This window comes from Nocardia transvalensis NBRC 15921 (assembly GCF_000308875.1).
GTDB classification, from domain to species: domain Bacteria; phylum Actinomycetota; class Actinomycetes; order Mycobacteriales; family Mycobacteriaceae; genus Nocardia; species Nocardia transvalensis.
The window spans coordinates 1-22,356 of record NZ_BAGL01000028.1 but is presented as its reverse complement, the minus strand read 5'-3'; the positions used below and the strand labels follow the sequence as shown (position 1 = coordinate 22,356).

Sequence of the window (22,356 nt, the reverse complement as noted above, 5' to 3'; positions counted from 1 at the left end):
GAACGAGACAGCCCCCGAATCCCTGACAGGCTTAGCCAGTGACGTGGGTCACGGTGATGACTCGTCGGGTGGCTCGCGGGACTTCTGACCCGGCGCTCTCGCCGCTGACCGCGTCAAGTTCCGGTGGCGGCCGCGCCGCCTTCTTTGCCGTCGCCGACCGCGAGGTGGCTGATGCCGAGCTTCTCGGCGAACAGGTGGCGCTGCACGATCCAGCCCGCGACCGACAACGCGATCCACGCGACGGCCGCCAGGAATTCCTGCCAGCCTGCCTCCGGCGATCGCAGGAACGCCAGGTGGTCGTTCATCCGGCCTAAGCCGCTCAGGACCATGCTCGCGCCGCCGATCGAGGTGAGCCACAACAGCGCACGCGCGCGGAACCTGTCGGCCAGAAACGCGCCCGCCACGCACACCGCCAGGATCACGATCATGCTCAACGCCCAGTTCTTGTCTCCCGGCTGCAACACCGCGGCCAGTTTGGCGCCCGCCATGGAACCGGTCAGACCACCGATCACATACGCCGCGAACTTGAACACCAGCGCCGTCACCACCCACGACGACACGGCGCCGACCAAGCCGAACAGCACCAGCACCGAGAACGACGGATTGAACAGATCCGCGACCAGCCAGCCGACACCGAACCCGATCGCCAGAATCCCGAGGTGCACCGACCGGATCCCGTAGAAGCACATCAGCGCTCCGACCAGCGCGACGACAATACCGTTCATCAGCACCCTTCCGAGCGGAACCGCCACCGCGACCGCCGGCGGCCATATGGTCGTGAAAGTCTCCGCCGGGACGGCGCCGGTGTATTCACCCCGGCAGGGTGAGATCGGCGATCACGCCTCCGCGGGGCCCGACAACCGGACCCTGGCCTGGGCGTAAGCGGCCAGCGTGGATTCGCCGAGGGTCGGGGTCGCGGGGAAGAACTCCAGCCGGACCCCGTGCCCGGCCAGGAGCCGATCGGTCCACGACTCGTAGATCCGCCGGTCCACGCCGCTGAGATACAGTCGCCCGCCGGCCTGCTCGACGGGTCGCGCGTAGTCGCCGACGACCGCGAAGAAGGTGGCGTTCAACGTGGTCCGCCCGCGCAGCCGCAGGATCACCACCGGCGACCGTGCCGTCCCCGGATCCGGCAGCCGCGCCTGCAGCGTGCGCGCGCCCGCGTAGAACAGGCTGCCGTACACGTCGAGGATGACGATCTCGTTGTCGGACAACCGTTTCGGCGCCTCGTCCTCCACCAGGCGGTCGCCGTCGACCCGCAGCCGCACCACCTTCAGATCGACCGCCTCGCGATTGAGCTGCATCAGCAGGGACAGCACCACACCCGCGCCCACCGCGACGGTCACGGGCAGCAGCAATGTCGCCAGAAACGTCACCACCAGCGCGATCCGCGAGATCATGCCGCTGCTCCAGATCGCGGTGATCCGATCCCGATCGACCGAGCCGACGGCGGCCACGATCAGCACCGCGGCCAGCGTCGGCATCGGCACCTTCCCCACCAGCCCCGCGAACGCGGCCAGGATCGCGAGCATCCACAGCCCCGAACAGAGTGCCGCCCACCGGGTCCGGGCCCCGGCGGCCTTGTTCAGGGCGGTCTCCCCCATCGCCCCGCCCACCGGCATGCCCCGGAACAGCGCCGAGCCGATATTGCCGATGCCCTGGGCGGCGAAGTCGCGGTTCGCCGCCGACCGCGTGCCGTCCGGATTCGGCACCGACTCGGCCACGCCCGCGCCCTGTACCAGCACGATCACCGCCACCGCCAAGGCACCGGTGACCAGCGACGGCGACAGCACCGTCGGATCCGGCAAACCCGGCACGGGGATTCCGGCCGGAATCTCGCCGACATCGGACACCCTGGCCACCGAATCCCAGCCCAGCGCCGCCACGAGAACGGTCGGCGCCACCAGCGCGGCGACCGAGGCGAACAACCGCAGCCGGGTGCGTTCCAGGCCCACCATCAACGCCACCGCGACCGCGCCCACCACCAGCGACGGCATATCGATGTCCCCCGGACGGGTCAGCACGCGCACGGCCTTCAGCACCGCCGTCGCACCGTGCTGCTCGGCGCCGGCGAAATCACCCAACTGCCCGAATACGATGTTCGCCGCGATCCCGAGCAGGAATCCGGTCATCACCGAATGCGAGACGAACCGGGTGTACCGGCCCAGCCGCAACACCGCGGCGACGATCATCACCGCGCCCGCGAGCAGCGTCAGCAGCGTCACCGCCGCGGCCCGATCGTCCGGGGAGACCGCCGTCAGCGCCGATCCGGTCGCCAGCGCCGAGGCATTGGTCGTGGTCACCAGCATCAGCCGGGTGCTGGTGGTGAACCCGCCGAACAGCGGCCCGGCCATGCTCGCGTACAGCCCGTGCACCGGGCTGACCCCGGCCAGCACCCCCGCGGCCATGCCGTCGGGCACGCTGCCGACCGCGCCGGGCAGGCCCGCGATCACGTCCGACCGGCGCGGACGCTCCCTCGGCCGCAGCCGCCGGGCCAGGCGCAGCACAGGCGGCCCGGAGCCGCTCGGACGCGGGTGCCGACGGTCGGGCGTCACAGTCGGGCCGCCGAGATCAGGTCCGCGAGCGCCGAGTAGCAGGCCGGATGGCGCCCGCCGCCGGGCCTTGCCGCATCGGATGGTTGTCCGGGGAGGTTGGCATATCCGGCTCCTTCCGTGCACCGACCCTGTCGCACTCGGCGCGGAAACTCATCACCCGCTCGAGGTGAGCGCCGTCCTGGGTCGGCACACGCTGACGAATGTCAGGGGCAGTTCCGCTTCGGGGGCGAAAGCGGGCCGGTCACCGCGGCGACCTGCGGGTCACGCCGCGACGGCGGCCCCGGGGTGTGAGCACCGCGGTCGGTCCCGGGCGCGCCGCGGCGATTTCGGATTCGAGCAGGGGCGCGATCAGCCGGGCCGTCATGGCGATGATCTCGTGGCGCTGCTGCTCGGTCTCGGCGAGCGCGGCGCGCATGACCGCGGCGAAACTGGTGTTGACGATGACGAACGCCATCAGCTCGTAGTGACGGTCGTCGCCGGGGCCGAGGGTCTGGATGATCAGGACCTTGACCAGTATCCGCAGGCGCGGTTCGAACGCGGGAATGATGGTGTCGTGGTAGTGGACCGCGGCCACCAGCTCCCGCACGAGTGCCGCGTTCTCGGCGAGTTCGTCGGTGATGGCGCCCAGAATGCCGGTGAGCGTCTCGATGACCGGTTTGTCGGCGACACCGTAAACCCGTTCGGTGAAACGAGCCTCCGCGTTGCCGAGCAGCCGCTCGAGTAGCTCGTCGACCATGACCGAGCGGTCCTCGAAATACCGGTACACCGTGCCGATACTGACTCCCGCCTCGGCGGCGATCCGGTTGGTCGAGGTATTCAGCACACCACGCTGCGCGAACACCCGCGCGGCAGTGTCGAGAATGTGCGCACGAGTCGCCTTCGCCCGCTCCTGCGACGGCCGCCGCCGCTGCGGCACAGGTTCTACCGGCAACCCCCACCTCCCGTGTCCTCCAACGCTCCGACGACGAACAGCTCATCGCAGCAGTTACATGGTAGATGTGACCGGGCTGCACACCATCATCACCGACGCCCTCCGGTACATGCCTCAGGCTCGGGAAGCCGACCCGTCGATTCCGTTCGCCGAGGACACCCGGCACGCCTCCTACGATCCCCACAGGCCGCGCAGGCGTTCGGCGCGGAAGGCGCGTTCGCCGATTCGCGGCGTGCCTTCGGGTGGCGTGGACGGTGGTGTCGCGGCACACTGCCGCCCACGCCGGATATCGACGGTAATCTCCCCGTCCGCACTTCGGAAACAGTAAATAACTAGCTACCTACAAGGTTCGGTTGTGGGTAGCATGCCGCGCATGTTCCATTCGCCCCTCTCGCCCGCCGAGGAGCCGCTGGATTCGCGGCGGCTGCAGCAATTTCTCTGTGTGGCGGAGCATTCCGGGTTCAGCCGGGCCGCCGAGCGGTTGCACCTGAGCCAGCAGGCGCTCAGTAGCTCGGTGGCCAAACTGGAGGCGCAGCTGGGTGTCAGCCTGTTCGACCGCACCGGGCGGCAGGTGCGCCTCACCCCGGCGGGGGAAGCCCTGCGAGACGGGGCGTCGGTGCTGCTGGCGGCGGGGCAGACGCTCGCCCGCCAGGTGCGCGATGCCGCTGCCGCGCAACGGCGTCCGTTCGTCGTCGCCCACACCCCGGCCGTCACGGCCGAGGAAGTGCACGGCCTGCTCGAACCCGTGCGCCGCGGGATGCCCGACGTCTCGGTCACGGCCGTACAGATATTCCCGTCCGACCTCGAATCGGCCGTCGTGTGCGGCACCGTCGACCTGGCCCTGCGGCGCGGAACCACCGTTCCGGCCACACTGGCCGCGGCGGTGATCGCCTACCACCCGCTGCGTGTCGCCGTGGCGCACGGCCATCGCCTCGCCGGCCACCGCACCGTCGCCCTCCGCGAATTGCGCGACGAGCGGTTCGTCGTCTGGGCCCCGCCGGGAACGTCGTTCTACACCGACTTCATCCTGAGCACCTGCCGCCGTGCGGGTTTCGAACCGGCCCTGGTGGTGAATCGGATTCAGGGCACGACACCGGCCACCGCCGTCCTCGACTACCCCGACGCGGTCGCCTTCGTCACCGCGCCACCCGGCGCCGCACTCGGCGGGGCGGTGACGGTCATCGATATCGAGGACCCGCCACTGGCGCCGGTGCAGGCGGTATGGCTCCCCCACACCAGATCGACCATCCGAGACCTGCTCACCACGGGCGACAATCCGCGCACACCCTCGGCAAACAACCAATAATGGTGGAAACCCCATAAAGTTCTGTTTCACATTTGTGAGTACCACTCCTAGCGTCGGACTCGGAAGATCTCCGATCCGACGAGAGGGACTCTCATATGAACAACGTGTTGGCGGGCAAGTCGGCGGTCGTGGCCGCAGGTGCGAAGAACCTCGGTGGCCTGATCAGCACCTCGCTGGCCGAGCGGGGCGCGAACGTGCTGGTGCACTACAACAGCGCGAGCACCGAGGCCGACGCCGACAAGACCGTGGCCGCCATCGAGGCCGCGGGCGGCAAGGCCACCACATTCCAGGCCGACCTGACCGTTCCGGCGAACGTTCGGCAGCTGTTCGACGCCGCGGTCGAGGCGTTCGGCTCGGTCGATATCGCGATCAACACCGTGGGCAAGGTGCTGCGCAAGCCGATCGTGGAAACCTCAGAGGCCGAATACGATTCGATGTTCGACATCAATTCCAAAGCCGCCTACTTCTTCCTGCAGGAGGCCGGTAAGCGGCTGAACGACGGCGGCAGGATCGTCACCGTGGTGACCGCGCTGCTGGCGGCGTTCACCGACGGCTACTCCACCTACGCCGGCGCCAAGGCGCCGGTCGAGCACTTCACCCGGGCGGCGGCGAAAGAGTTCGCCGCACGCGGCATCTCGGTCAACAATGTCGCGCCCGGCCCGATGGACACCCCGTTCTTCTACCCGCAGGAGACCCCGGAGCGAGTCGAGTTCCACAAGTCCCAGGCCATGGGCGGCCGCCTGACGCGGATCGAGGACATCGCTCCCCTGGTGGAATTCCTGGTCACCGACGGTGGTTGGATCACCGGCCAGACCATCTTCGCCAACGGCGGCTACACAACCCGCTGACCCGGCCGAGTCGAGGGTGTGGCGCCGCCGTCCGGAGTTTCGCTGATCGGCTCGTACCGTTCGCTTTTCGGACAGTGGGCGCCTTTTGCCGCTCCCGGGACCGGGTAAGTGACACGCATGCGACCGACATCCGATCTCACAGGGAGCGAAGGTTCGGCCATGACCACCGGCACCCCACCCTCGACGGCACAGCGTTCCCGCCGCGGCCACGACTCCTACGACGGCCTCGAGCCCCTGTTCGCCGAACTCGCCGAACTGGATACGGCCGACCCGCGATACCGGCAGCTGCGCGAGGACATCATCATGCGCGGCCTGCCGCTGGCCGAACACATCGCGCGCCGATTCTCCGGCCGCGGCATGGATTACGACGATCTGCTGCAGGTCGCCCGGATGGGCCTGGTCGGCGCGGTCAACCGGTTCGACCATCGCCACGGCGCGACCTTCGTGGGCTTCGCCGTGCCCACCGTGATGGGCGAGGTCCGCCGCCACTTCCGCGACCAGGGCTGGGCCCTGCGCGTCCCGCGCGCACTCAAGGACCTGCGGTTGCGCATCACCGCCGTCACCCCCGACCTCGCCCAGCGGCTCGGCCGGATGCCCACCGCGCGGGATCTGGCCGACGCGCTCGACGTCGACCGCGAGGACATCACCCAGGCGCTGGTCGCCGCCGACAGCTTCCGCACCGAATCACTCGATTCGCCCGCCGAATCCGGCGAGCAGCGCACCCCGCTCGCCGACTCCCTCGGCGAGGTGGAACCGTGTTACGCACTGCTGGAGGACGCGATCTCGATACGGCCCCTCCTCGCTGCGCTCCCCGACCGCGAGCGCACCATCCTCATCGAACGATTCTTCGCCGGCCGCAGCCAAGCCGACATCGGCAAGGAGTTCGGCGTCTCCCAGATGCAGATCCACCGCATCATCAAACGCACCCTCGACACCCTGCGCGAACAGGTCCTCGCCGACGCCCCGCAAGCCGCCTGACTACTCGGCCACCGCCACCGGGGTTTTGCCGGAGTCGGGCATCCCGGTGTAGTCGGGCAGGTCGACGCCGTTGATCGCGCGGCCGAGCAGTTCCGCGAACCATTCGCTCGCGAAATCGGGCATCGGCTCGGGGTCCGTGCCGGGGACGGCACGGGTGCGGGCGTTCAGGCGACCGATTTCTTGGTTGGCCTCGACGTACGGGCGCATCCGCGTCTCGTAGCGGGCGAAACCGATGGCGGGGTCCCAACCGGCGGCGGCCAGTTCGCCGGCCAGCACGTAGGCGCCGACCAGGGCCAGCCCGGTGCCCTGTCCGGACATCGGCGACGAACTGAACGCCGCGTCCCCGAGCAGCCCGACCCGTCCGTCCGACCAGCTGTCCATCACCACCTGGGCGACCTGGTCGAGGTAGAAGTCCGGGGTGTCGTCCAGGTGCGCGAGGATGTCCGGGGTCGACCAGCCCAGGCCCGTGATCCGCTCGCGCAGCAGGACTTTCTGGGCCTCGATGTCGCGGTAGTCGACGTCGAAATCGGCCGAGGCGAAGTAGAACATGGCCATCGCCCGGGTCGCGTCCTGGATGGGTCGCAGCAGGACCGAGCGCCCGGACTCGTGATCTTGGTGCTCGAACAGCCAGCGGTCCAGCCCGAACTCGTTGGGCACGCTGTAGAAGGCCAGCACCTGGCCGAGGTGGTGGAGGAACCGCTCGTGCGGCCCGAAGACCATCGCGCGCAGCGCCGAATGCAGCCCGTCGGCCCCGATCACGAGGTCGAAGCGCCGCCGGTCGCCGCCCGCGAAGACCACGTCGACGCCGTCCGCGTCCTGGGTGAGTTCGGCGATGCGGTCGCCGAAGAGGTACTCGACGTCGGCGCGGGTGTCGTCGTACAGGACTCGCGCGAGATCTCCGCGCAGGATCTCGATATCCGCGATGAACCCGTCGCCACCGTCGTCCTCGGCGCGGAAGGTCTCCAGCACCTTCCCGTCCGCGTCCACGGTGTACGCGCCGGCGGTATCGGTGCACGCCGCGCGCACCGCCGCGTCCAGGCCCATGCGCGCGATGACCTCCTTGGCCACCCCGCGCGCGTCCACCGCCTGCCCGCCGGGACGCAGTTCGGGGGCCCGCTCCACCACGGTCACCTCGGCTCCCCATCGGTGCAGCCAGTGGGCCAGCGCGGGCCCCGCGACGCTCGCCCCCGCTACCAAAACCCTGATACCGCTCACTGCCCGCGCCTCTCGCTCACCCGGATCTCTTCCGGATCGTCCGATCTTCCTCGACCCACCGCTGCCGGTGTGTTCAGAGGTATCGACGGCGGACGCTCACGGAATTCATCGGTGCCGGTGCGCGATACGACCGCCGAGTACACCCGGGTGAACCGGCCGGCGCCGGATTTGCTGGAGAATGCCTAGTTTTCGGGCTGTTCACACAAACGCGTCACCCAGGTAACAGCACGGCCCGACCCTCCCAGAAGGCCCGTTTTCGGGCTGTGCGCACCGGCACCGGTAGCGCAGGTACGGGAGAAAGTACGGAGTCACATGAAGATTCGGAAATTCGCCGCCACGTCCGTTCTGCTCGTCGCGGGTCTGGCCGCATCCGCCGGAACGGTGAGCGCCGCGCCGGCCGCCACCGAGCAGGGCGGCTCCGCGCCCGTTATCCATTGGAACGCCGACGTTGTCGGGAAGTCGATCGTCCTCACCACCGATGGCGGCTCCCTCGCGGCGCGCGACAACCAGTTCGTGGTGCTGGATCCCGCCGGCACGGTGATCGGCGGACTACCGCTGGCGTATCGGATGGACGGCCTCGAGTATCCCGTCGCGGCCACGATCGACGGAAACACCGCGACGCTCACGCCGAGCACCGACGCCGCCGACGCGCATCCGGTGGATATGCCGCTGCAATTCGTCGACGCCCAGGCCGATTTCGACTCCGCGCTGTCCGCCGCGGGCACCCAGTTCGGTCTCGCGACGGGTGTCGGCACGCTGCTCGGCGGCCTCGTCGGCCTGGTCGGTGGATGCATTCTCGGCGCTATCACCGTGGGGGCGCTCACCGCCCCGATCTTCTTCGCGGGCGCGCCCGGCGGCTGTATCGCCGGCGCGAGTGTCGGTGTCGCGATCGGCGCGGCGGGCGGCTCGCTCCTCGTCGGCGTCCCGGTCGGGATCGCGAGCGTGGTCGGGTTCTTCCAGCGGCTCAACACCCCCGCGCCCGCCAACTGATTCCGGAATCCACCGCCACCTCTCCGACGGCTGCCGCGCCGGAGAGGTGGCGGTGGTCATTTCCGGGTGTGTTCGGCGTCGGCCCGCGCGGGCGTGGTCTCCGGCCCGGTCCACGCGGCGAGCAGCCGCAGGGCGTTCTCCGACGCCGAGCCCGCCTCCGCGGTGTAGATGCACAGCGTCTGATCGGGATCGCCTGGTAGCGAGACGCTTTCGTAGTCGATGGTGAGATCGCCGACGAGAGGGTGGTGGTAGCGCTTGCTGCCGTGACTGCGTTCGCGGACGTTGTGGTCGGCCCACCAGCGCCGGAACTCCGGGCTCTTGACGGCGAGTTCGCCGACGAGTTCGGCCAGCAGCGGGTCGTCTGGATGACGACCGGCGTCCAGGCGCAGCACCCCGACATTGTCCCGGGCGACCTCCTCCCAATCGAGGTACAGCTCGCGGGCGGACTCGTCGAGGAAGGTGTAGCGCACCAGGTTCCGGTCCCGGGGCGGGAGCGCCTCGAAGTCGGTGATCAGCGCCCGGGCCAGACGGTTGGCGGCGAGGATGTCCATGCGACGGCCGAAGACGAAGGCGGGCGTCACGTCGTCGAGCGTCTCGAGAATGCGGCGCACCCCGGGGCGGACCCGCTGCACGCGCGCCGGAGCGCGCCGCCGGGCACGCCGCGGATTCGCCCGCGCGATCTGGAACAGATAGGAACGCTCGACCTCGTCCAGGCGCAGGGCACGAGCCACGGCATCGAGGACCTCGTCGGAGACGTTCAGCGTGCGTCCCTGTTCGAGGCGGCTGTAATAGTCCACGCTGACCCCGGCGAGCTGAGCAACCTCTTCGCGGCGCAGCCCCGGCACCCGGCGTACGCCGCCGGTTCCACCGATCCGCAGGTCATCGACGTTCAGGCGCGCGCGGCGGGTGCGCAAGAACTCCTTCAGCTCGGCATTGTGCTCCATGGATCCAGTTTGACGCCCGCGGCCGCCTCGCATCGCGGCGAAGGTCGGTCTGCTGGACCCAGGTTCGCCGGACCTAGGTCGAGCAGGACGCATTCAGGCCGTTCGAGGGCCCCGATCCCGCTGTTGTATCGGATACGCGGCACTTACCGCCGCGGACGACACACAGGAGAGATCACACCCATGACCACGCACAACACCACCTCCCTCGCCGGCCGCGTCGCCGTGGTGACCGGCGCCTCCAGCGGCATCGGCGCCGCGACCGCCAAGCGGCTGGCCGCGTCCGGTGCGGCGGTGGCCCTCGTCGCGCGCCGGGCCGAGCGGCTCGAACTCCTGGTCGAGGAGATCGAACAGGCGGGCGGGACGGCGCTGGCCCTGACCGTCGATGTCACCGACGCGCAGGCCCTGCGCACCGCGGCCGAGCGGGTGGCCACCGAACTCGGCACCGTCGATCTGCTGTTCAACAACGCGGGTGTCATGCTGCCCGCGCCCGTCGAGGAACTGCCCGTCGAGCAGTGGCAGCGGCAGATCGATCTGAACGTGACGGGCCTGATGAACGCCATCGGCGCGTTCGTGCCGCAGCTGATCGCCGCGGCCGCGGACAAGGGCGTGGCCGACCTGGTCAACACGTCCTCGATCGCCGCGCAGAACCTGTTCCCGAATTTCGCGGTGTACTCGGGCACCAAGGCCTACGTGACGCACCTGTCGCGCACCCTGCGCGCGGAACTCGGCGCCAAGGACGTCCGCGTCTCCGCCATCGAGCCGGGCATCGTCGGCACGGAGTTGCAGAGCCACGTCACCGACGCCGGCGCCCAGGACTGGCTCGAGGGTTCGAAACAGGAGATGACCTGGCTCGACCCGGAGGATGTCGCCGAGGCCGTCGACTTCCTGGCGTCCCGGCCCGCACACGTGAACCTGCAGCAGATCACGATCATGCCGACCCGGCAGCCGTCGTAGCCGGCCCGGCGCTACCGGGCCTCGGTCACGAGTTCCGCGCAGCGTTCGCCGACGAGCATCACGGTGATGTTCGGGTTCACCGTGGTGTGCTCGGGGAAGATCGAGGCGTCGGCGACGCGCAGGCCGTCGATGCCCTTGACCCGCAGTTCCGGATCGAGGGGGCTCATCGGATCGTCGGCGGCGCCCATCCGGACAGTGCCCACCGGGTGGTAGACGGTGTTGTGGGTGCGGCGGATGTAGTCGGCCAGTTCGGCGTCGGAGCGCGTGTCCGGGCCGGGGTACAGTTCGCGGGCGATCCAGTCGGAAAGCGGTGCGGCAGCGGCGATCTCGCGGGCCTTGCGGAGACCGGCGATCATCACGCGCAGGTCGTGGCCCTCGGGATCGGTGAAGTAGCGCGGGTCGACGCGCGGCTTGTCGCGGAAGTCGCGGGAGCGCAGCCGGACGGTGCCGCGCGAGCGGGCGTGGGTGACATTCGGTGTGAGACAGAAGGTTTCGGAGGCCGTCGGATACCCCTGGCGCAGGGTGTGCATATCGAACGGCACGCTGCCGTAGTGCATCATCAGGTCCGGCCGGTCGAGCCCGTCGACGGTCGGGGTGAAGATTCCGATCTCCCACCACTGGGTCGAGCTACGTACCATTCGCCGCGTCGTCTCGAATCCGATGACACCCTCGGGGTGGTCCTGGAGGTGAGCGCCGACGCCCGGCGAGTCGGCCAGCACGTCGATTCCGTTCTCGCGCAGGTGATCCGCCGGTCCGATGCCCGACAGCATGAGCAACTTCGGCGAGTCGATCGCGCCGGCGGAGACGATGACCTCGCGTCCCGCCGAGATCCGGGTGGCGCGTCCGAACGCGTTGTCGGTGATGTCGACCCCGACCGCTCGCCCGCCTTCCACGACGATCCGCTTGGCCCACGATCCTGTCCGGAGGGTGAGGTTGGGCCGGTCCAGATGCGGATGCAGGTAACTCACCGACGAGGACGCGCGCGTGCCGTCGGCGCGGCGATTGATCTGGAAGAAGTTGGCGCCGTTGACAACCGTGCTCCCCGAGTTGAATTCGACGCGCGGAATCCCGACGGCCTCGCAGGCGTCGAGCACGGCGACCCCGCACGGATCCTCCGGCGGCACCGTCATGATGTGGACGGGGCCGTTGTGGCCGTGGTGGTCGCCGGGGCCGTCGTTGGTCTCGATCCGCGGATACAGCCGGTACATCGAATCCGAACCCCATCCGGCACAGCCGTGGTCACGCTCCCAGGAATCGAGATCCTCGCGCGGCGCCCAGAACGCGATGCAGCTGTTGTGCGACGAGCAGCCGCCGAGCACCTTCGCGCGGGCATGGCGCATGAACGAATTGCCGTTCTCCTGCGGCTCGATCGGGTAGTCCCAGTCGTAGCCCGACTCGAGCAGCTCCATCCAGCGGTCCAGCCGCAGGACGGCCTCGTCGCCGACATCGGTCGGCCCGGCCTCAAGCAGGCAGACGGTCACCGACGGATCCTCCGACAGCCGGGAGGCGACGGCCGCGCCCGCGGATCCGCCGCCGACGATCACGTAGTCGTACTCGGTCACTGTCACTCCCCTCGCTCGGCGAACCAGCCGGTGACGCCCGGCCGGAGATTCTCGTAGACGTGTTTGGCCTCGCGGTATTCGTGCAGACCCGACGGACCCAGTTCGCGGCCGACGCCGGAGTGGCCGTAGCCGCCCCACTCGGCCTGCGGCAGGTAGGGGCCGAAGTCGTTGACCCACACCGTGCCGTGCCGCAGCCGCGCGGCGATACGGCGGGCGCGCGCGGCATCGGACGACCACACCGCGCCGGCCAGCCCGTACTCGGTGTCGTTGGCGATGGTCACCGCCTCGTCCTCGGTGGTGAACGTCTCGACGGTGACGGTCGGCCCGAACGCCTCGTCGTGCACGCACGCCATATCGCGGGTGGCGTGGTCGATGACGGTCGGCAGATAGAAGTAGCCGTCGTCGAGGCTGCCCGAGCCGTGGTCGCCGGTCGCGAACGCGCCGCCGGTGCGGATGACGGCCCCGTCGGCGCGGGCCCGCTCGACGTAGGCGTGCACCTTGTCCCGGTGCGCGGCGGAGATGAGCGGCCCGGTCTCGGTGCCCTCGGCGAAGGGCAGCCCGAGCCGGATCCCCTCGGCCCGGCGCACCAGCTCGTCGACGAAACGATCGTGTGCCGACGCCTCGACGACGAGCCGCGCCCCGGCCGAACACACCTGGCCGGAGTGCAGGAACGCCGCGTTCAAGGCGTTGTCGACGGCGGCGGCCAGCCGCTCGGGAGTATCGCAGGCGTCGGCGAAGACGACATTCGGATTCTTCCCGCCGAGTTCGAGGGCCACCTTCTTCACCGTCGCCGCCGCCTCGCGGGCGATGACCCTGCCGGTGACCAGGCCGCCGGTGAACGAAACGAGATCGACATCCGGATGCGCCGACAACGGCGCACCGGCGGTCGCGCCCGCACCGAGGACGAGGTTCGCCACGCCCGGCGGCACGCCGAGATCGTGCAGCACCGACAGCAGCAGGATCGCCGTATGCGGCGTCAGCTCCGCCGGTTTGAGGACGAAGGTGTTGCCCGCGGCCAGCGCCGGCGCCACCTTCCACGCCGCCTGCAACAGCGGGTAGTTCCACGGCGTGATGAGCCCGCAGACGCCGACCGGCTCGTACACGATTCGCGAGTCGACGTCGGGAGAACCGGCGTCGACGACGCGCCCGGCGTCCTCGGCGGCCAGCTTGCCGAAGTAGCGGAAGCAGTTCGCGATATCGGACATGTCGATATCCGACTCGTACGGGCGCTTGCCGGTGTCGAGGGTTTCGGCGCGGACGAATTCGTCGCGGCGGGCGTCGATCGCGCCCGCGACCCGCAGCAGCAGGTCGCCGCGCTCCGCAGCGGAGGTCTGCCGCCAGGGTCCGCCGTCGAAGGCGCGGCGGGCGGCGGCGATGGCCGCCCCGGTGTCGGCGGCGCTCGCCTCGGCGACGATGCCGACGACGGAATTGTCCGCGGGACAACGGATCTCGCGAGTCTCGCCGGATTCGGCGGGGCGCCAGGCGCCGTCGATGTAGAGCGTGTCACTCCTACTCATGCGGGTGTCCCTTCGGGGTCGCTGTCGGTGACTTCGGCATCCGATTCCGGCTCGTAGTGGTCGTGCGCCGAGCGCCGCAGGTGCAGGTAGGCGAGGTGGCGCTCGTACTGGTCGAGGACGTCGCCGATGATCTGCTCGCGGCTGTAACCGTTGAGCGAGTAGCCCTGCGAGCCCTCGGCGAGGTACACCTCGCAGCGGAAATAGCGATCGGCGGAGCGCTGCGCGAGTACGGCGTAGGTCGGCGTCGGCGCCGAGACCGGCCACACGCAGTATTCGAAGCGCGGCTCGCTCGCCTGGTCGACGACGAGGGTCGGCGACGGCATGCCCTCGCTGCGCCCGGATTCGTCCACGGTCGCGGTGTATCCCGTCCGGGTGAATTCGTCGGCGACCTCGCGCAGCGCCGGGATCACGGTGTTCGTGACGAACCTCCGCGTCGCCGCCGGACCGGGGTACTGCGTGGTGGCGAGCAGTCTGCGCCGCCAACCGCCCTGCCCGGCCGGGCCGCGCCCAACCGCGATCGCCTTCGGCAGCGTCGTGCGGTAGCTGTCGAGTTTGTAGGACTCGTTGTGCAGGGAACGCAGCAGCGCGAACCCGATGAGGCACAGGATGAACGAGAACGGCAGTCCCATGATGATGGTGGCGTTCTGCAACGTCGTGATGGATCCGCCCGCGCCGGCGAACAGCATCGACAGCGTGAGCACGCCGATCGCCGCGGACCAGAAGATGCGCGTGCTGGTCGCGCAGTCGGCCATCGGGTCGGGCAACCGGGAGGTGAAGTTGCCCATCACGAGCGATCCCGAATCCGCGCTGGTCACGTAGAACAGCAGCCCGGTGAAGGTGGCGATGCCGAGCAGCAGCGGTGCGCCGGGATACTTCTCGAGCAACGAGTAGAAGCCGACCTCGGCCCGCTCGGCCGTCGTCTCGGCGAACCCCTTGTCGGTCCGGGCGACGTCCAGCGCGCTGTTGCCGAAGATCGAGATCCACAGCACGATGAAACTGAACGGCACCACGAGCACGCCGAAGATGAACTGCCGCAGGGTGCGTCCGCGGGAGATGCGCGCGAGGAACAGGCCGACGAACGGCGCCCAGGCCACCCACCACGCCCAGAAGAACAGCGTCCAGGAGTCGAGCCAGGTGGTCGGCCGGTTGGCCGTCTCCGGATTGCGGTCCCAGGCGAAGGTGTCGAGCGTGCGGTCGAGGAAGGTAGAGAGGTAGTCGCCGGCGTTCTGCGCGATCCCGTTGAGCAGGAAGTCCGTCCGGCCCGCGACCAGGATGTAGACCAGCAGCGCGATCGCCATGATGACGTTGAGCTCCGACAACCGGCGGATGCCCTTGTCCACGCCCGTCGTCGCCGAGACGGTGGTGATGGCGATCGACAGCGCGATGAGCCCGATCTGGGCGGCCTTGCCCAGCGGGACGCCGAACATCTCGTGCAGGCCGTAGTTGAGCTGCACCACGCCGATGCCGAGCGAGGTAGCGATGCCGAAGATGGTGCCGAGCACCGCCGCGACGTCGATCGCGTCGCCCCACCGCCCGTTCACCCGCTTGCCGACGATCGGGGAGAGCGCCGCGCGGATGGTGAGCGGCAGGCCGCGCCGGAACGCGAAGTAGGCGAGCGCGCCGCCCATGAGCGCGTACATCGCCCAGCCGGTGATGCCGTAGTGGAAGATCGTCCAGGTCACGGCCTCCCGGGCCGCGTCGTCGGTCTCGGCCGGGCCGCGCGGCGGTTTCACGTAGTTGTAGGCGGGCTCCGCCACCGAGAAGAACATCAGGTCGATGCCGATCCCGGCGGCGAACAGCATGGCGGTCCAGGTGAACAGGCTGTATTCGGGGCGGGACTCCTCCGGACCCAGACGGTAGCGGCCGTACCGGCTGGCGCCGAGGAATACGACGAGCCCGACGATGAACGTCCCGAGCACGAAGTACCACCAGCCGAACCAGGTGGAGATGAAGGTCTTGACCTCGCCGACGACGTTCTCGGCCCCGTCCGGCGAGGCGAGCGCCCAGAGGGCGAAGGCGAGGACGATCCCGGCGGCCGCGCAGAACACCGGCTTGTTGACGGATACCCGACCCGCGGTGTCCGCGCCGACAGGTTCCGAGTGGGTGTCGCCATGGTCCCGAGGATTACCGGCCCCGCTCATGAGGACGCACGCTAGTCGCATCCCACCGCTCTCCGTCCGAGGCGACGGTCAACGCGGGTCGTGTCCCCGCCTCGGCCGTGCGTGGCTGGGACAGCATGCCGACCCTGTCGCTCGAACGCCGAAGGCGAGGACCATGGAGAAATGGATGTCGTGGATATCGGGTACGCCGAACGGGCCCGCGAGTCGCTGGACCGCGCGAAGGCCTTCGCCGCGTCGGCGCGATACAGAGTCGATGCCGATCGCGTATCCCAGGGCATGGCGCGGGAATCCACGCGCCGCGCCGGAGAACATCAGCGAAATACCGCTGCCCGAATCGTGAAGCTACGCGCCTCACAGGAGGCGCTCCTCCGGCAACTGGACACCCCGCCGCGCCGCGTAGGTATCCCTCCGGCGGATCGACGACTCAGGGGACGCGGGCGGTCACGGCCAGAGGTAGACGCCCAGCAGTGCCGCCCAGAGCACCACGAGCCACGCGTCGGTGGCGGTCCGCAGCCAGCGCGGGGCATGGCGCACCTCCATGAAGTACCGGATGATCAGGCGGGATTTGATCGCGCCGAGGACCACGATGGCCGCGACGAGTTCCTTGCTCAGCGAGGCGGCGGCCTGGGTGTGCCCGGGCGTGAGCTGCCAGGCCAGCAGGGTGATGGCGGCGAGGGCGGCCCACACGTAGATAACGACACGCTTGTCACGCGCGAATCGTGTTGCGGGCGTGGGTATTTGGGACATCCGAAGTCACCTCATGAGATAGAGAACGGCGAAGATGACGATCCACAGCAGGTCGATCATGTGCCAGTACAACGCGCCCTGCTCGGCGATGCCGATCTGTTTCGAGACCGGGGCCGCCGGGTCGCGCAGCCGGAGGAAGACGATGCCCAGAATCAACAGCCCCAGCAGCAGATGCGCCAGATGGATGCCGGTCAGCACGAAGTAGAAGCTGAAGAATTCCTCGGCGACGGTGTGGCCGCCGACGATCGCGTGGCGCCATTCGTACGTCTTCAGCGCGGCGAAGAGGACGCCGCACGCGCCGGCGGCCAGGACGAGCCGGCGCGCCGCGGGCAGTTCTCGCTGCCGCACCGAGATGACGGCCAGCGCGACGAACATCGAACTCGTCAGCAGGACAAGGGTATTGGTGACGCCGATGCCCATGCTCAGGTGCCGCTGCGCGGCGGCGAACCGCTCGGGTGACGCGGCGCGGAAGACCATGTAGGCGACGAAGTAGCTGCCGAAGAAGAACAGATCGCCCAGGACCATCACCCACATGTGGATGTCGCCGGGCATATGCGTGGGCCGGGCAGCCTGCGTGGGAGCCGGATCCCGTTCGGACACGGTCATCGGGTGGCCTCCGCGCTGTAGAGGGGCGGTGTCGCGGAGGTCTCCGCGCGGGCCGCGGTCCGCATGATCAGCAGCAGGCACCCCACCCACAGCCCGAACACGACGATGGCGATATAGAAGGTGATCAGCCCGTTCCAGGCGAACGCGCCGGAGTGGAACACCCACATCTGCGTCGCCAGCACCTCGGTGACGATCTGCCACACCGAGATGTAGGCGAACCACTTGGGAAAGATCTGGTTGCGGTCGTAGAGGATCGCGATCGCCAGCACGGCGTAGGCGGCGGTGAAACACCCCAGGGATCCGTTGTAGGACAGCATGCCCAGGTCGTAGAGCATGTGCAGGATCCCGGGGTCGCGATCGGGGCGGAAGGTCGCGGTGAGCCAGCAGACCAGCAGCAGATGGAATCCCGGAATCGCGCCGACGCCCATCGCGGCGATATAGGCATAGGCCAGCAGCGGCCCCGAGGACATGCGTTTCATGAAGTAGCCGACGATGCCGTTGGAGATCGCCGCGCCGCCCGCGAGGATCAGCAATGCGGCGAATCCGAACTGGATGCCCCAGTGATGCTTGTCGAACCACTGCGCGACCTGCATATCGGTCACGTCGGGGCGGGGCGGGGGCGTCGCCCGGCCCAGGAACACCACCCCGATCGACAGCAGGCCGTAGAACACGGCGAAGGCCCAGTAGGTGATCCAGACATCCGGGCGGGCCTTCCCGGTGGGGGCCGCGGTCACGACGCGGCCGTTTCCTCGCGGGCCTGGCGTCGCATCGCGGCGCGCACCACGACGAACATCACGCCCACGAACAGCGCGAACGCGCCGTTGCGCAGCCAGAAGGAAAGGAATCCGTCCCACGCCAGCGGTCCGTCCCGGAATACCGACGCACCGGCCGACGGGACCATGGCCACGGCCGTCAGCAGCGAGTACGGCGCGACCCACTTCGGAAATACCGGGCGCACCGGATCGTCGTAGTACACCGCCAGGGCCAGCAGGACGAACTGCGCCACCACCATCCCGATCGGCGCGATGAAGATGATCCAGGCCATGTCGTTGAGCGTCTGCGTGAGCTCCGGATCGCGGTCGGGGCGGAACGCGGCCACGGCGAAGAAGATGTTCGACAGCGCGAACAGCGTCACCCCGGCCACGATCGCGGTGAGGTACGAGAACGCGAAGATCCGGCTCTGCCCCCGCATCCGCAGCATCTGCCCCAGGATCAGCACGAAGAACGGCACGATCATGACGCCGCACAGGTTGAACCCGACCTGGCTGAACCGCATCAGCGGGGTGTTGTCCGCGTAGAACCGGGCCACCTCGGCCGCGGTCATGGTCGGTGACATCGGCGGGACGAAGCCCGGGAACGTCACGAACAGCGCCAGCAGCGCCAGGCCGACCACCGGGGTCGACCACAGAATCGCCTGCTGCGCGCGGAGATTCGTATCCGCCGCGCGCTCCTCGTCGTCTTCGGTGAGTACCTGCATGCCGTTTCCTCTCGCCTCGGATGCGCGCACCACCGGAAGAGTCGCATTAAAACTGACGGTAGTCAATAAAGTCGCTGCGGTAGAGTCGCAGACATGAAGGCAGTTTCGGCGGAAATAGGAGATGACGGTAGTCAGAAAAGAGCCGTGCCGGTGCGCGCCCGCTCACGAGCCAGCCGGGACTCGATCGTGCGGGCGGCGATGGCGCTGTGGCGCACCAAGGGCTTCGCCGAGACGACCGTGACCGATATCTGCAAGGCGGCCGGCGTGTCGAAAGCGTTGTTCTACGTGTACTTCTCACGCCGCGAGGAGGTACTGCTCGAGGCCGAGGTCTTCACCATGCGCGACGCGCACGCCGCCGCCGAGGCCGTGACCACCGGCCCCTACGAACTCCGCGACGTCCTCGCCGCGGTCATCGACACCCTGGTGCAGCGGACGCGCCGCTATCCCCCGGAACTCGTCTTCGAAACCGTCCTGGAGACCTACCGGATCGAACGCCGCGCACTGGCGGACGGCGCCACCGAGGCCGACCTCGCCTACCTGTTCCTCACCCCCTTCCGCCAGGCCCAGCGCGACGGCAAACTCCGCGCCGACGCCGACATCACCCACCTGGCCCGCCTGGCCCAGACACTCGTCGCCGACGGCATCCGCTCCTGGTCCGCCGCGGGCTTCGTCCCGGCCTCCCCCACCGAGCCCCTCGCCACCGAGATCGACATCATCCTCGAGGCCGTGGACCGGCCGCGGTGATCGGTCGCATGACATTCGTCATGGCCGGCCGATGACGAACGGTCTGGGCGCCTTGCCTGCGGTGACCATACTGTCGATGCGGAGACCGAATCCGTCAGTTCAGGAGCCGCACATGAGCACCGTCGCACCCTCGCCCGGGATGGACCGCAAAGCCCTTGCCCGCCAACTGCTTCGCGATGTGGGGCTGCCGATGGCGGCCTATTACGGGCTGCACGCGGCGGGGGCGAGCGATCTGGTCGCCCTGGGGGCCGGGACCGTGCTGTCGGGCGCGTTCGTGATCGCCGAGATCGTGCGCAAGCGGCGGCTGGATCCGTTCGCCGCGGTGATCCTGGCGAGCTTCGCGCTCGGCCTCGCGCTGACCTTCGCCTCCGGCGACGCCCGTTTCGTGGTCGCCAAGGACTCCTTCACCACCGCGCTGATCGGCGCGGCCTTCCTGCTCAGCGCGCTGGCCGGGAAACCGCTGATCTACGTGAGCGCCCAGCGCGGCATGTCCGAGGACGGCGCCGCCGCCTTCCGCGAGCGGTACCGCACCACTCCGGGGATGCGGCGCGTCCTCGGCGCCCTGAGCATCATCTGGGGCGGCGGCCTGTGCCTGGAGGCCGCGCTCCGGGTGGTGCTCGTCTACCGCCTGCCCATCCCCACCATGGTCTGGCTGTCCAACGTCATGATGGCGATCACCTTCGGCATCCTGATCGCCGTCACCATGGTGGTGGTCCGCCGCGCCCGCGCTCGAAGCGTACGGACCGAGGCCCCCGCAGAGCCCACTTCGGTAGCGGCGCAATAGATCCGGTGCGGCGCGGGCCATACGTGCCCCGCATTCCCGTCGCCGCACGGCAACCCGTCGTCAGGCCCGCGGGGTGCGACCCAGGTAGCGGAGGAGGCGGTCGACGGCGGTGTCGGCCGGCTCCGCGTCGACGATCGCGGCGTAGGCGCCCCACTGGCGGAGAGGTTCGACCAAACCCGTTGCGGCGGTGAGGAGATGGGTCGCGATCTCGTCGTCGAGGGGCGACGGCTGCCCGGTCGCGATCGCGATGTCCCAGGCGTGGACGGCGGCGTCGAGGGCGCACATGACGGCGGCGACCGGGGTGGGCAGGGCGCCGTGCGGGAGCGGGGTGGGGACGGACTCGGTGTCGTCGGCGACCGTGGACCAGGCGGTGGCGGTCTCCTCGAGGGCCGTGGCGATCAGGTCGGCGGCGCTGCCGTCGAGGGCGCCGGACGGGGCGAACGGGTCGTAGTCGGGACCGGTGCCGACGCCGAGGAACTTCGCGTACGCGCGCTGGTCGCCGGCGGCGTGCTGGACCACCTGCGTCACGGTCCAGTCCGAGCACGGGGTCGGCAGCTGCCACTGGTCTGCGCCGATTCCGGCGACCGCCTCGGCCAGCGCCCGATGCGAGGCGGCGAGGACGTCGCGCCACACAGGAGCGAGGGTGGCGGCGGGGTCGGCGGCGGTCTGCGAGGAGGTGTTCATTGTCGTGCCTTTCGGTGGTTCTCGGTGCGTTGAACTCAGACTATGGGTCCATTAGGCTGGTTTTCTTCCTAATTTTCGAGGCGACCGGAACGAGTTGATTGCGACCTCCACCACAACGAGAACGCTCCGCCTGCTCTCCCTGTTGCAGGACCGCACGCACACCGGTCGCGAACTGGCCGAGCGGCTCGGCGTCACCGATCGCACGCTGCGCCAGGACATCGCCCGCCTGCGCGAACTCGGCTATCCGGTGCATGCCGAGCGCGGCGCGATCGGCGGCTATCGGCTGGGCCAGGGAAAGACGATGCCGCCGCTGCTGCTCGACGACGACGAGGCGGTCGCCGTCGCCGTCGCGATCGGACTGGCCGAGGACGGGTCCACCGGTATCGCCGATATCGACGAGAACGTCGCGCGGGCGCTGGCCAAATTGGAGCGCATTCTGCCGAAACGGTTGCAGCACAAGGTGACCGCGCTCCGCAGCAGCACCGAGATCGGCCCGGCGACAACCGGGTCGCGCGAGCCGGACGCACCGGTACCGGCCGGGACCCTGACGACGCTCGCGGCCGGCGTGCGCGGCACCCGGGTCCTGCTCGTCGACGGCGGGCGCACCGAGCCGTATCGGCTCGTCAACTGGCAGCGGCGCTGGTACCTGGTCGCCTACGACCTCGAAAACCATTCCTGGCGTGCGCTTCCCGTCGCCGCCCTGCGGGAGGTCGAGCCGACCGGCCACTACTTCGCCGCACGCCCGCTGCCCGAGGACGATCTGGTCGCCTTCGTCCTGCGCGAAATCGCCACGGCGGGTTGGAAAGTGCACGCCCGCATCACCGTGCTCGCGCCGGCCGAGGTGGTCATCGCCCGGATCAACCCGGCGGTCGGTGTCGTCGAGCCCGTGGACGAACACTCGTGCCACTTGTTCACGGGCGCGGACGCTTTGGAGACCATCGCCGTCTACCTGAGCATGCTCATGATGGACTTCCGCGTCGACAGCCCGCCCGAACTCGTCGACCACATCCGCACACTGGCCCGCCGGTACACCGAGGCCGTCGGCCGCTAGGACCCGCCGCGCCGCCCGCCGAGATGTGTGGCGAAATGCTCCTCGATCGCCCGGTACAGCCGGATCTGGTTCGCGGGGTTGTCGAAACCGTGGCCCTCGTCCTCGGCGACCAGGTATTCCACGGGGATGCCGCGGTCGCGCAGCGAGGCGACGATGTCGTCGGACTGGGCCTGAGGCACGCGAACGTCGTTGGCGCCCTGGGCCACCAGCAGCGGCGTGCGGATCCGGTCGGCCATGCCGAGCGGTGAGCGCGTCAGCATATCGGCCTCCTCGGCCGGGTTGTCGGGATCGCCGACGTAGCGGTACCAGCCGTTGGCGTTGTACGGGCGGGTGAACGGGGGCA

Annotated in this window: 22 protein-coding genes; 8 read left to right on the top strand and 14 right to left on the bottom strand. The window is 69.3% G+C overall.

Annotation, left to right across the window (positions count from 1 at the left end):
* Positions 1 to 113: 113 nt before the first annotated feature.
* From ON41_RS09315 to ON41_RS09305, 3 genes are all read right to left on the bottom strand, one after another.
* Positions 114 to 725, bottom strand: a complete 612-nt coding sequence (locus ON41_RS09315) for a hypothetical protein (protein WP_040746946.1) — start codon at positions 723 to 725, stop codon at positions 114 to 116.
* 111 nt (positions 726 to 836) lie between these two features.
* Positions 837 to 2,555 (bottom strand): SulP family inorganic anion transporter, encoded by a 1,719-nt coding sequence (locus tag ON41_RS09310; protein ID WP_246829484.1) that lies wholly within the window; start codon positions 2,553 to 2,555, stop codon positions 837 to 839.
* Positions 2,556 to 2,796: 241 nt separating this feature from the next.
* The gene (locus tag ON41_RS09305; protein WP_051161157.1) at positions 2,797 to 3,486 is read right to left on the bottom strand and encodes a TetR/AcrR family transcriptional regulator; all 690 of its coding nucleotides are present in this window, start codon (positions 3,484 to 3,486) and stop codon (positions 2,797 to 2,799) included.
* A gap of 373 nt (positions 3,487 to 3,859) precedes the next feature.
* On the opposite strand from ON41_RS09305, the gene ON41_RS09300 reads away from it, so the two are divergent.
* From ON41_RS09300 to ON41_RS09290, 3 genes are all read left to right on the top strand, one after another.
* Positions 3,860 to 4,792 (top strand): LysR family transcriptional regulator, encoded by a 933-nt coding sequence (locus tag ON41_RS09300; RefSeq protein ID WP_085995647.1) that lies wholly within the window; start codon positions 3,860 to 3,862, stop codon positions 4,790 to 4,792.
* Positions 4,793 to 4,887: 95 nt separating this feature from the next.
* Positions 4,888 to 5,640, top strand: a complete 753-nt coding sequence (locus tag ON41_RS09295; RefSeq protein ID WP_040746945.1) for an SDR family oxidoreductase — start codon at positions 4,888 to 4,890, stop codon at positions 5,638 to 5,640.
* Positions 5,641 to 5,799: 159 nt separating this feature from the next.
* A complete protein-coding gene (locus tag ON41_RS09290) occupies positions 5,800 to 6,618 on the top strand; it encodes a SigB/SigF/SigG family RNA polymerase sigma factor (protein WP_040746944.1) in 819 nt (272 codons plus the stop codon).
* Here the strand turns inward: ON41_RS09290 and ON41_RS09285 are convergent, their stop codons facing one another.
* Complete coding sequence (locus ON41_RS09285; protein WP_040746943.1) at positions 6,619 to 7,833, bottom strand: FAD-dependent monooxygenase; 1,215 nt, start codon at positions 7,831 to 7,833, stop codon at positions 6,619 to 6,621.
* Positions 7,834 to 8,145: 312 nt separating this feature from the next.
* On the opposite strand from ON41_RS09285, the gene ON41_RS09280 reads away from it, so the two are divergent.
* Positions 8,146 to 8,823 carry a DUF8020 domain-containing protein gene (locus ON41_RS09280; protein ID WP_040746942.1) on the top strand — a complete coding sequence of 226 codons (678 nt, stop codon included), beginning with the start codon at positions 8,146 to 8,148 and terminating at the stop codon, positions 8,821 to 8,823.
* A 56-nt stretch (positions 8,824 to 8,879) separates the two neighbouring features.
* Here ON41_RS09280 and ON41_RS09275 read toward each other — a convergent pair whose 3' ends face one another.
* Positions 8,880 to 9,767: a helix-turn-helix transcriptional regulator gene (locus ON41_RS09275; protein ID WP_040746941.1), complete on the bottom strand. Its 888-nt coding sequence runs from the start codon at positions 9,765 to 9,767 to the stop codon at positions 8,880 to 8,882.
* Between the two features lie 180 nt (positions 9,768 to 9,947).
* Here ON41_RS09275 and ON41_RS09270 point away from each other — a divergent pair, with 180 nt between their 5' ends.
* Positions 9,948 to 10,721, top strand: a complete 774-nt coding sequence (locus tag ON41_RS09270; protein WP_040746940.1) for an SDR family oxidoreductase — start codon at positions 9,948 to 9,950, stop codon at positions 10,719 to 10,721.
* A gap of 11 nt (positions 10,722 to 10,732) precedes the next feature.
* Here ON41_RS09270 and ON41_RS09265 read toward each other — a convergent pair whose 3' ends face one another.
* From ON41_RS09265 to ON41_RS09235, 7 genes are all read right to left on the bottom strand, one after another.
* Complete coding sequence (locus ON41_RS09265; protein WP_040746939.1) at positions 10,733 to 12,283, bottom strand: GMC family oxidoreductase; 1,551 nt, start codon at positions 12,281 to 12,283, stop codon at positions 10,733 to 10,735.
* A 2-nt stretch (positions 12,284 to 12,285) separates the two neighbouring features.
* Positions 12,286 to 13,800: an aldehyde dehydrogenase family protein gene (locus tag ON41_RS09260; protein WP_040746938.1), complete on the bottom strand. Its 1,515-nt coding sequence runs from the start codon at positions 13,798 to 13,800 to the stop codon at positions 12,286 to 12,288.
* Entirely contained in the window at positions 13,797 to 15,941 is a 2,145-nt protein-coding gene (gene betT / locus ON41_RS09255; protein ID WP_083905238.1) for a choline BCCT transporter BetT, read from the bottom strand. Before betT ends, ON41_RS09260 begins: the two co-directional genes overlap by 4 nt.
* A 420-nt stretch (positions 15,942 to 16,361) precedes the next feature.
* Positions 16,362 to 16,667, bottom strand: a complete 306-nt coding sequence (locus tag ON41_RS09250; RefSeq protein ID WP_040746937.1) for a cytochrome C oxidase subunit IV family protein — start codon at positions 16,665 to 16,667, stop codon at positions 16,362 to 16,364.
* Between the two features lie 6 nt (positions 16,668 to 16,673).
* On the bottom strand, positions 16,674 to 17,273 hold the full coding sequence (locus ON41_RS09245) for a cytochrome c oxidase subunit 3 (RefSeq protein ID WP_040746936.1): 600 nt from the start codon (positions 17,271 to 17,273) through the stop codon (positions 16,674 to 16,676).
* Entirely contained in the window at positions 17,270 to 18,007 is a 738-nt protein-coding gene (locus ON41_RS09240) for a hypothetical protein (protein WP_040746935.1), read from the bottom strand. Before ON41_RS09240 ends, ON41_RS09245 begins: the two co-directional genes overlap by 4 nt.
* Positions 18,004 to 18,750, bottom strand: a complete 747-nt coding sequence (locus ON41_RS09235) for a hypothetical protein (RefSeq protein WP_040746934.1) — start codon at positions 18,748 to 18,750, stop codon at positions 18,004 to 18,006. The genes ON41_RS09240 and ON41_RS09235 overlap by 4 nt, the downstream gene beginning before the upstream one ends.
* A 93-nt stretch (positions 18,751 to 18,843) precedes the next feature.
* On the opposite strand from ON41_RS09235, the gene ON41_RS09230 reads away from it, so the two are divergent.
* Both ON41_RS09230 and ON41_RS09225 read left to right on the top strand, forming a co-directional pair.
* Positions 18,844 to 19,494, top strand: coding sequence for a TetR/AcrR family transcriptional regulator (locus ON41_RS09230; RefSeq protein WP_040746933.1), 651 nt, complete (start codon positions 18,844 to 18,846; stop codon positions 19,492 to 19,494).
* A gap of 112 nt (positions 19,495 to 19,606) precedes the next feature.
* Entirely contained in the window at positions 19,607 to 20,278 is a 672-nt protein-coding gene (locus tag ON41_RS09225) for a VC0807 family protein (protein WP_051161154.1), read from the top strand.
* A gap of 60 nt (positions 20,279 to 20,338) precedes the next feature.
* Here the strand turns inward: ON41_RS09225 and ON41_RS09220 are convergent, their stop codons facing one another.
* The gene (locus tag ON41_RS09220; protein ID WP_051161153.1) at positions 20,339 to 20,962 is read right to left on the bottom strand and encodes a TIGR03086 family metal-binding protein; all 624 of its coding nucleotides are present in this window, start codon (positions 20,960 to 20,962) and stop codon (positions 20,339 to 20,341) included.
* Between the two features lie 94 nt (positions 20,963 to 21,056).
* Here ON41_RS09220 and ON41_RS09215 point away from each other — a divergent pair, with 94 nt between their 5' ends.
* Entirely contained in the window at positions 21,057 to 22,013 is a 957-nt protein-coding gene (locus ON41_RS09215; RefSeq protein ID WP_085995645.1) for a helix-turn-helix transcriptional regulator, read from the top strand.
* On the opposite strand, the gene ON41_RS09210 is transcribed toward ON41_RS09215, so the two are convergent.
* Positions 22,010 to 22,356, bottom strand: a 347-nt coding sequence (locus ON41_RS09210) for an alpha/beta hydrolase family protein (protein ID WP_040746932.1), incomplete at its 5' end; no start/stop codon positions are given. The genes ON41_RS09215 and ON41_RS09210 overlap by 4 nt on opposite strands.